6 protein-coding genes are annotated in these 9,288 nt (G+C 69.6%); 5 read left to right on the forward strand and 1 reads right to left on the reverse strand.

Annotated features, from left to right (window positions below):
- Window positions 1-80: 80 nt before the first annotated feature.
- A complete protein-coding gene (locus D7X74_RS44255) occupies window positions 81-899 on the reverse strand; it encodes a transposase (protein WP_370450771.1) in 819 nt (272 codons plus the stop codon).
- Between D7X74_RS44255 and hrpA the strand changes: the two genes are divergently transcribed.
- From hrpA to D7X74_RS18120, 5 genes are all read left to right on the forward strand, one after another.
- Complete coding sequence (hrpA, locus tag D7X74_RS18100) at window positions 796-4,506, forward strand: ATP-dependent RNA helicase HrpA (RefSeq protein WP_120534216.1); 3,711 nt, start codon at window positions 796-798, stop codon at window positions 4,504-4,506. The two genes, D7X74_RS44255 and hrpA, sit on opposite strands and share 104 nt — an antisense overlap.
- Before the next feature lie 472 nt (window positions 4,507-4,978).
- The gene (locus D7X74_RS18105; RefSeq protein WP_233602156.1) at window positions 4,979-6,316 is read left to right on the forward strand and encodes a hypothetical protein; all 1,338 of its coding nucleotides are present in this window, start codon (window positions 4,979-4,981) and stop codon (window positions 6,314-6,316) included.
- Window positions 6,306-7,826: a DUF2380 domain-containing protein gene (locus D7X74_RS18110; protein ID WP_120534217.1), complete on the forward strand. Its 1,521-nt coding sequence runs from the start codon at window positions 6,306-6,308 to the stop codon at window positions 7,824-7,826. The genes D7X74_RS18105 and D7X74_RS18110 overlap by 11 nt, the downstream gene beginning before the upstream one ends.
- The gene (locus tag D7X74_RS18115) at window positions 7,823-8,290 is read left to right on the forward strand and encodes an NUDIX hydrolase (RefSeq protein WP_120534218.1); all 468 of its coding nucleotides are present in this window, start codon (window positions 7,823-7,825) and stop codon (window positions 8,288-8,290) included. Before D7X74_RS18110 ends, D7X74_RS18115 begins: the two co-directional genes overlap by 4 nt.
- A 54-nt stretch (window positions 8,291-8,344) precedes the next feature.
- Window positions 8,345-8,812 (forward strand): NUDIX hydrolase, encoded by a 468-nt coding sequence (locus tag D7X74_RS18120; RefSeq protein WP_120534219.1) that lies wholly within the window; start codon window positions 8,345-8,347, stop codon window positions 8,810-8,812.
- Window positions 8,813-9,288: the final 476 nt, after the last annotated feature.

Genomic DNA, 9,288 nt, shown 5'->3' on the forward strand with positions numbered 1-9,288 from the left:
TGCCGCCGAGCTGTGCGCCTGGCCGGTGGAGAAGCCGTGCAGCCCTCAGGGGGCACACGCCCGCTCAGGCCGCGCTCCCCTCAGGGGCGCGGCACGGGGCTTGGACATGGGGGCCACTGCGGCCTGGCGCTCAACACCACGCGCTCTGGGGTGGCCCCCGTGCTGGGGCCAGTCTCCCAGGCAGCGTGGGCAGTCCCAGCTGCTCCAGGATGGCACGCACCCCACTGGGAGCCGTCAGATACCCCAGCACCCGGCGCCTGCCTCCACACCTGCCGCAGGCGAACACGTCCAGCGCGAAACTCCTGCTTGAGCAACCCGGCCCAATCCAGCCGCGGCGTGCGCTCCTGGGTCGGCTCCTGTCTCGTCGCTGCTAAAGGCAGCTCGCTTGCCTCTTCCGGCTTCGCCTCTGCCTCCGCTTGAAGGAGCAGAAATGGCCGGAGTTTCGCGCCCGGAGCGAAGACACCGTGAAACCTCGTGAGGTTCGACCGAGGCGGAGGTATCAGGGACGCCACGCGACGTAAGAGTTCCAGTCCGGTGAAGAAGAGGCGTGTGGTGCCGTCTGGCAACGGACGCTTCATCCGCCAAGCAATGCGGCCGTCCTCCGCTCGTGACAAACGCTCCAGCGCCAGCGCGCCGCGTGCTCCGTAGCGGCACAGCCGCTCCAGCCACTGCCTATCGTTGGCGTGCAGGTGCGTACTGGCATGCAGGGCGAACCCCTCAGGAACGCCGGGCGCGCAGGCGCCCACACGATTCGTCAGGGGCGCGGCGCGTGCTTCAGTGCTAGGCCATGCCACCATGTCCGGCGACCTACCCGTCCCTACCTCCGGCGGCTTGCCCACCCTGCACTTCCCCCCCGAGCTCCCCATCTCGAGCCGGGTGGAGGACATCACCGCGGCCATCACAGCCCATCAGGTGGTCATTGTCGCTGGGGCCACCGGCTCGGGGAAGACGACACAGCTGCCGAAAGTCCTGCTCGCCATGGGGCGCGGGCGCCCGCGCCAGATTGGCGTCACCCAGCCCCGGCGCATCGCCGCGACGAGCGTGGCGGCGCGCGTGGCACGCGAACTCGGCACGGAGCTGGGCACGGACGTCGGCTACCAGATTCGCTTCGAGGACCGCTCGACCCGGCGGACGGCCGTGAAGTTCATGACCGACGGGGTCCTGCTCGCGCAGATTCACAGCGACCCGCTCCTGAAACGCTACGACACCATCGTGCTCGACGAGGCCCACGAGCGCAGCCTCACCATCGACTTCCTGCTCGGGTGGCTCAAGCGCCTCCTCCCCAGGCGCCCCGACCTCAAGGTGGTGGTGAGCTCGGCCACCATCGAGACCGAGCGCTTCTCGCAGTTCTTCGGAGGCGCTCCGGTCATCCAGGTGGAGGGCCGGACCTTTCCGGTGGACGTGCTCTATGAGCCGCCCCCCGAGGACGCCGAGCTCGCGGACGCCGTCGCCGATGCGGTGGCGAACGTGATCTCGCTCGACCCGGACGGGGACGTCCTCGTGTTCCTCCCTGGGGAGCGGGAGATCCGCGAGGCCGAGAACGCCCTGAACGCGCGCGAGCTGCGCGGCACGGTGGTGCAGCCCCTGTATGGGCGCCTGTCCGCCGCCGAGCAGTCGCGCGTCTTCGCCACCATCCCCCAGCGCCGGGTCATCCTCTCCACCAACGTCGCGGAGACGTCCGTCACCCTCCCGGGGATCGTGTACGTCGTGGACACCGGGGTGGCACGCCTGTCGCGCTACGACTCACGCTCGGGCACCACGCGCCTGCACATCGAGCCGGTCTCCCAGGCCAGCGCCGACCAGCGCAAGGGGCGCTGCGGCCGCGTGCGCGACGGAATCTGCGTGCGCCTCTACGACGAGGCGGGCTTCACCACGCGGCCCGCCTTCACCGACCCGGAGATCAAGCGCACCGGGCTCGCGGGGGTCATCCTGCGGATGAAGTCCCTCGGCCTCGGTGACGTCGAGGACTTCCCCTTCCTCGACCCGCCCCAGCCGAAGGCCATCGCCGAGGGCTGGCGGGTGCTCGAGGAGCTCGGGGCCATCGAGGGCAAGGAGCGCGCCTTGACGCCGCTCGGCCACCAGCTCGCGCGCTTCCCGGTGGACCCGCGCATCGCGCGGATGATTCTCGCCGGCGCCGAGTATGGGTGCCTGGACGAGGTGCTCATCATCGCCGCGGCGCTCAACCTGCAGGACCCGCGCGAGCGGCCACGGGAGCTCGCGCAGAAGGCGGACGCGTTGCACTCGCGCTTCCGTGACGAGCACTCGGACTTTACGGGGCTGCTCAAGTTGTGGGCGTTCGTGCGCGAGGCCGAGGAGCGGGGGACGTCCCATCTGCGGCGCGTGTGCCGGGACAACTTCCTGTCCTTCCTGCGGGTGCGCGAGTGGCGGGACGTCCAGCGCCAGCTCGAGGAGACCGTCCGCGAGCTGCGCCTGCCGCGCAAGGGCCGGGGCGCCCCGGCGCGCGGGGACGTCCTGCACCAGGCGCTCCTCACCGGGCTCCTGTCCCGCATCGGCCAGTGGAATCCGGAGCAGCGCCACTTTACGGGCGCGAAGCAGACGCGCTTCATGGTTCACCCCTCGTCGGCGCTCGCGAAAAAGCCCCCTGCCTGGGCGATGGCGTTCGAGCTCGTGGAGACGTCCCAGCTGTTCGCGCGCACCGTGGCGAAGCTCGACCCGGAGTGGCTCGCGGCGGCGGCCCCCCACCTGCTCAAGCGCAGCTACTCCGAACCGCACTGGTCGGAGAAGTCCGCGCGCGCCGTCGTGAAGGAGAACGCGACCCTCTTCGGGCTTCAGGTCTTCAAGGAGCGCCCCGTGGCCCTGGCCAGCATGGACCCCGCCCGGGCACGGCTGATGTTCCTCGATCATGCCCTGGTGCGCGGCGAGTACCGCACCCGGGGGGCGTTCCAGGAGGAGAACCGCGAGGTGCTCGAGCGCGTGGCGCGCCTGCGGGACAAGGCCCGGCGCAGCGAGCTGCTCGACAGCGAGGCCCTGCTGACGTTCTTCGACGAGCGCCTCCCGGCGGACGTGACGGACGGAGCGAGCTTCGAGGCCTGGCGCCGCAAGGCCGAGGCCGCCGACCCCGACGTGCTCATCCTCTCGATGGAGGATGCCCTCTCGCACGACCCGGGCCTGTCCCCGGCGCGCTACCCGGATGCCATCACCCTGCACGGCGCGTCCGTGCCGGTGACGTACACCTTCGACCCCGCGGCCGAGGACGACGGCATCACCCTGAGCGTGCCGCTGCTGCTGCTCGCCCAGCTGGTCCCGGGCGAGCTCGACTGGACCATCCCCGGGTGGCAGCGGGAGAAACTCACCGCCCTGCTCGAGCAGGTCCCCCGCGCCCAGCGCAAGCAGCTGGGGCCGGTGCCGGCCCTGGTCGACCGTCTCGAGAAGGAGCTGGTGCCCTTCCGCGGGCCGATGATTCCAGCGCTCGCGCGTGCGGTGTCCCGGCTGTGCGGCGTGGACGTGCCCGAGGAGTCCTTCCGGGCGGATGCCGTGGCGCCGTACCTGCGCATCACGCTCCGGGTGCTCGACGAGCGGGGAAAGGAGCTCGCGCGGAGCCGCGACGCCGACGCGCTGCTCGAACAGCACGGGGGACGTGCACGGGCGGCGCTGCGCAGCGTGGCACCGACTTCGGACTGGGAGCGCAAGGGGCTGACCGCCTGGACCTTCGGCGATCTGCCCCCCGTGGTCGCCCGGCGGGTCGGCGGGCTTGAGATCCGCAGCCACCCCGCGCTCGTCGACCGGGGCGCCGCCGTGGACCTGGTGCTGCTCGAGACATCATCCGCGGCCGACGCGGCCACGCGCACGGGGGTCCGCCGGCTCCTGATGCTCGCCGCGCGCGGGCATGTGGCCGTCAGCGCCGCGCGCATGCCGCTGCCCTTCCCGTCCCTGGACGGCTCGCCGCCCGCACGGGGTCAGGCCGACACCTTCCGGGCGCTCGTCCTCGCACGCAGCGTCGACGATGCGTTCAAGCTCGCACCGGGCGCGCCGCTGCCCCGCACGAAGGCGGCCTTCGAGGCGCTGGTTCAAGAGGGCTCACCGCGCATCGAGCAGGCGGCCCGGGAATGGGCGAACGCCGTCGTTGCCACCTCCTCGGAGCTCGCGGAGACGCTCGCTGCGCTCAAGGCAGCATCCAAGGGGCCGAGCGGCGCGGCGGCCGTGCGCGACATCCGCTCGCAGCTCGGGCAGCTGTTCCCCGCGAAGCTCATCGAGTGGATCCCCTTCGTGCGCCTGCTGAACTACCCGCGCTATCTCCGCGCGGCCCAGGCACGGCTGTCGCGTGCGGTGGCGAACCCCGGCAAGGACGCAGGGAAGGCCGTGCCCTTCACCCCCCTATGGGAGGCCTTCCTCGCCAGGTGCGCCACCGTGCGTGACCAGGAGGCGGCGCAGGAGCTGCGGTGGGCCTTCGAGGAGCTCCGCGTGGCCATCTTCGCTCCGGAGGTGACGACGCCCGTGTCGGTGACGGTGGCGAAGGTCGGCGCGGCCCTCGCGGCGCTGCGGTAGACGCGGCTGGCGGTGCGTCATCAAGGGTTTCCCATCTCCCTGGTCGCGGGTTCGAATCCCTCTCCTGGAGCTGACTGAAAGGCCCTGCCAACCCGATGGGCCTTTTTGTTCAACACGGACCTCGCGATGAACGTCGCGGGGCCTTCGTGTTTGCGATTGCTTGTTCAAATGCGAGAAGGGCCGCGAGGTGGGCCGAGTGCGCCGACGTGGCGCTGGCAAAGCGGACAATGGCCGATTCGGCGCAGCAGCGGGTGCTGAGGCTGACAGCACACCTGGGGCAGCGCCCACGGCGTCCCCTACATCCGAGGCTCAGCGCGCCCCGCGTGGCGAAGCACTGACTCCCGCTGCCCCGACGCGGACGGCCTCCCATTCCCCGCACCTCTGAGCAGCGACGCGCAGCCAGCCAGTTCCGGGCTGAACGTCAGACGTGTGTTCTTTGCTCCCTTCGCCGGGGCACTCACAGGAGGCGTGTATGCGAATGACGCGAGGTGGGGCGGTATGGCTGTTGCTGGTCTGGCCGGTCGCCGCAGGGGCGGAGGGGGTCCCCGACACGCAGCCCGAGGAGGAACGGCGCGTACGGGACTCCGCGTGGCGCTCGCTGCTGCGGCTGGACGCGACTGCGTTGGCCCTGCTGCCGCGCGCGGGGGTCGGCACGGACGAGGGCTTCCTCCAGGTGGAGCCCACCCTCGTCCTCGAGCGCGGAGAGGACTTCGGCCTCAATCTGGGCGCTCCGGTGCGGTTGCGGCTGTGGCGTGGAGGAGAAGGCACGGGCCTCGTGCGGCGGGAGGACTGGGACAGCCTCTCGGACTGGGGGCAGGTGGTGCGCGGCCTCAAGCTGGGCTCGAACAACGCGCCCGTGGGCGTCTGGTTCGGCGCGCTGGAGTCCTACAGCCTGCTGTCCGCGCACCTCGTGCGGCGCTACTCCAACCGAAGCAATCCCGACTACCACCCGGCGGGAGGCTTCCTCTCCGGCACGCTGGGCCCCCTCTACACGCAGGCCTTCGCCTCGGACGTGCTGGGCGCACGGTTGATGGGGGCGGAAGTCGCGCTGGACGTACAGCATGTCCTCTTCGGCCAGCCCCGCGAACCGGGCCGCTACACGCTGGCGCTCTCCGCCGTGCATGACTGGGGGATGGCCGGAGGAGATGCGCCCCCGCTGACGCTGGTGCACCTGGACGGCACCGCCGTGGTGGTGGTGCGGCCGGGCTTCGAGGCCCACCTGCTTGCCGGTTGGGGCGGACGGCCCGGTGAGGGCGGCGCATGGGGTGCGGTGGTGGGAGCGGGCGCGGATGCGTTGACGCCCACGTTGGACATGCGGCTGCGGTTGGAGGTGCGCAGGCAACACGGCGGCTTTCGTCAGGGCTTCTTCGGCCCGGACTACGAATTGGCGCGCTTCAAGGCGGCGGGGCCGGAGGGATTGCCGCTGGCGGAGACACCCTTCCCGGACGGGTATTCGGCCTATGGGGAGGCGGAGGTGGGCTGGGACGCGGTCCGCTACGGCGGCCTCTCCAAGCACCTGAAGCTGTCGCTGGGGGTGGAGGCCTTCACCTGGGGCCGCTTCGACATGGACGGGCGCGTGGCGGTGCAGCTCTTTAACCGCTCCGTTGAAGTCGCCTTGAAGGGTCTCGCGGTGGGGGCGGGACAGCCCGGAGCGCGCTACCTGGGCGCGGCGGAAGCGCGCTGGCGATTGCTGGGCGGGAAGCTCTACGCGATGGGGACGGGCGGCACGCTGCTTTTCCCCACGCCGGAGGGGACGCTGCGGCCGGGGGCGTTCGTCTCGGTCGGCCTGGGGGTGGACAATGCGCGCTGATGCCCTGGTGCTGGCCCTGGTGCTGATGGCCACGGGATGCGCCTCCGTGGCGCAAGCGCCTGGGCGTGGCCGAAGCTTGAGCTACGCACCGCGAGAAGCCTCCTTGCCCACCTGGGTGGAACCCCCGAGCGATGAGTCCCCGCGCGCCCAGAACCTCCTCCCGCGCGCTCTTGCTGGACCCGAGCAAAGGCTCCTACGCCGCCAGCAGCCGCGTGACGACGTGACCGCCGTGGGAGACAGCGCTATCGGGGGCGGGGCCCGGAGCGCTGCATCGACGCGGCAGGCAGTCATCGACGCGACGAAAGACGTGAAGGGCTCCCTGACCCGCGTCGAGGCCGCGTTCACCAAGCTCGCGGCCCGTCCTCCGGACCTCTGGGGCTGGAGCCTGACCGGCGTCTTCACGCGCTACCTCGACCAGGGATCCAAGCAGGTGACGTGGCTTCATGGCGCGCTTGGGAGCGCCACGGCGTTGACGGAAGCGGCCTCGGAAGTTGGCGACACGGATATGGAGTTGGGCCTGCTACGCATGACAGGGCCGAAGCTCCAGGCAGCTCAATTCGGAACGCTCCTGCTGGCCACCTGGGTGGACTTCCTGCACCTCGCGGACGCCGTGCTCCGGCACTGCCCCATGTGCAGCGCCGAGAAGCTCTTCGTGGACCTTCATCGCGTGCAGGGGTTGATGGAGCCCACGCTGACGGATCTCGCCTCACTGGACCCGGAGCGGGTGGAGGCAGCGACCACCGCGATGCCCGAGCTGATGGGGAAGCTGACGCGTGAGTTCGACACGCTCCAACGGGAGACCCGCGAGACCATGAAGCTTGGCGGGCAGGTCATCGCGGCGATGCAGGCGGTGGAGATGGTCACGATGATCTCCACGATGAAGATGGCCCAGCCATGCGTGCCACCCTCGGCCCCTGCGGCGCTCGGCGTGGGCCTGGCAATGAGTTCAGGCGGCGTCATGGTGGGCTCGCGGCTGGTGGTCTCCGCCGAGTGGGTGGAGATGATGCGAAGGCTCGTGCAGGCGGGCGTCATCTCCGTTCCCGCCGTCGGCGCGGCCGTCCTCATTCAGGGCGGACAAGTCACGATGGCCCAGGCGCAGCAGGACCTACCCAAGGGCGTGCGCGAAGCGCTGGGGGACAGCCCTGAGGTGCGCGGTATGCGGGTAACGGGCAGGGCGGGGGCGGGAATGTCGGATGCCCCGAAGCACCATGTGCTGCCGCAAGAACACCGCGAGTGGTTCGAGCGGCGCGGCTTCAAGGGCGACATGGACATCGACAACTTTTGCGTCCGGCTGGAGCAGGCCGATCACGAGGCGATTCATGGAGGGGGGAACTGGAAGCTGGGGCGCATTTGGCCCGGCGAGTGGAATCGGATGATCATGGATGCGCTACTCCAGGCTGAGACGAGAGCCGGCCGGTTGTTGACGCGGGATGGGATCTTGAAGGAAGTCGCGAGGCATATGCGGGACTATCGAATCCCCATGAACTTCACTTCAGGGAGAGGACGATGAGTGATGGAGGGGCTTGGCGGGGCGACATCAAGGCACGCCTGTACGAGAGGGTTCGTGAACGGGGCTTCGGCTCACTCATTGCCTTTGCCGAAGCGCGCCCTGCTGTTCCGCTGTACGTCCTGGCCGACGAGTTAGGCAACGACGTTGCTGCCGTGCAGATTCTAAGCGGCTTGATGTACGAGGCGGAGCAGCGCAAGCAGGTCACGCGCTTGGTTCGTGACGTCCTCGTGCGCGAGTTGGCCGAGAGGTTCCCGAATGGCTGGCCGGACGTGCTGGATGATGCAACCCGTGGAGAGGTTGCGATGGGGCTCGGGTCGTGGTTCGCCTACACCCCAGTAACCCACAGGGCGCGGGTTGATCGGGCAGGGGATGCGCTTCTCGCCAACCCTCCCCCCGCTGGCTGGCGTCCACTCGGCCCCGACGACGAGCTTCTCCGGACGCTCCTCCCCGACGAAGAAGCCTGATCGGAAGCGGCGACCGGCCGATCCAACAAGTGCCGTTTACCTGGGGTGTAGCCGATGAGTGACGGAGGTGCATGGCAGGGCAACATCAAGGCGCGCCTGTACGAACGGGTCCGTGAGCGAGGCTACGACTCACTGACCGCCTTTGCCGATGCGCGCCCTGCCGTTCCGCTGTACGTCCTGGCCGACGAACTGGGCAACGACGTTGCTGCGGTGCAGGTGTTGAGCGGCTTGCTGCACGAGGCGGAGCAGCACAAGCGGATCACGCGCTTCGTTCGCGATGTGCTCGTGCGCGAAGTCGCCGAGGGACTCCCCAACGGTTGGCCTCCCATCTTGGACGACGAAAGCCGCTTCGAGGTTGCAATGACGCTTGGTCGCTGGTCTGCGTACACCCCAGAAACCCATGAAGAGCGCGTGCGGCAGGTGCGCGATGTGCTTCTCGCCAGCCCCCCACCTCCCGGCTGGCGCCCGCTCAGTCCTGACGACGAACTGCTTCGGACGCTCCTTCCCGACGAGGAAGCCTGACTGGAAGCGGTGGCCCTTCAAGCCTCGGTGAGGGGCCGCCGTGTGCCCCCAGTGTGCCCCTCCAGCGTGGCTTGAGGGAACACACCAGGGAACAGCACGGGACGGAGCGGGATGATGAACCCGAGGGGATTCAAGGCGATAGCGGGTAACTGCGCGTCCTGCTTGAGGTTTCCCATCGCCCTGCCCACGGGTTCAAGTCCCGTACTCCTCGCCACTGAAGGGCCCGGAACCGAAAGGTTCCGGGCCTTTCGTTCTTTCTGCACTCCCTCATGTGCCCCTCTGCCTGCACCGCGCGCTCCCGCGCCGCGGGTGGCACGCACGGTCGGTTCGATGGTGGCGTGCCCCATCGTGGAGTTGCCCCCGTCAAATCGGACAGCTCAAGGTTGAGAGTTAGCAGTACGGAACTCGTGGGGTGACTTCATCTTGAGGCCCCGATGCGGGTGGCAGCGGTTGTAGTCGTCGAACCAGGCGGGCAG

Source organism: Corallococcus sp. CA047B (genome assembly GCF_003612065.1).
In the GTDB taxonomy this organism is placed as follows: Bacteria; Myxococcota; Myxococcia; order Myxococcales; family Myxococcaceae; genus Corallococcus; species Corallococcus praedator.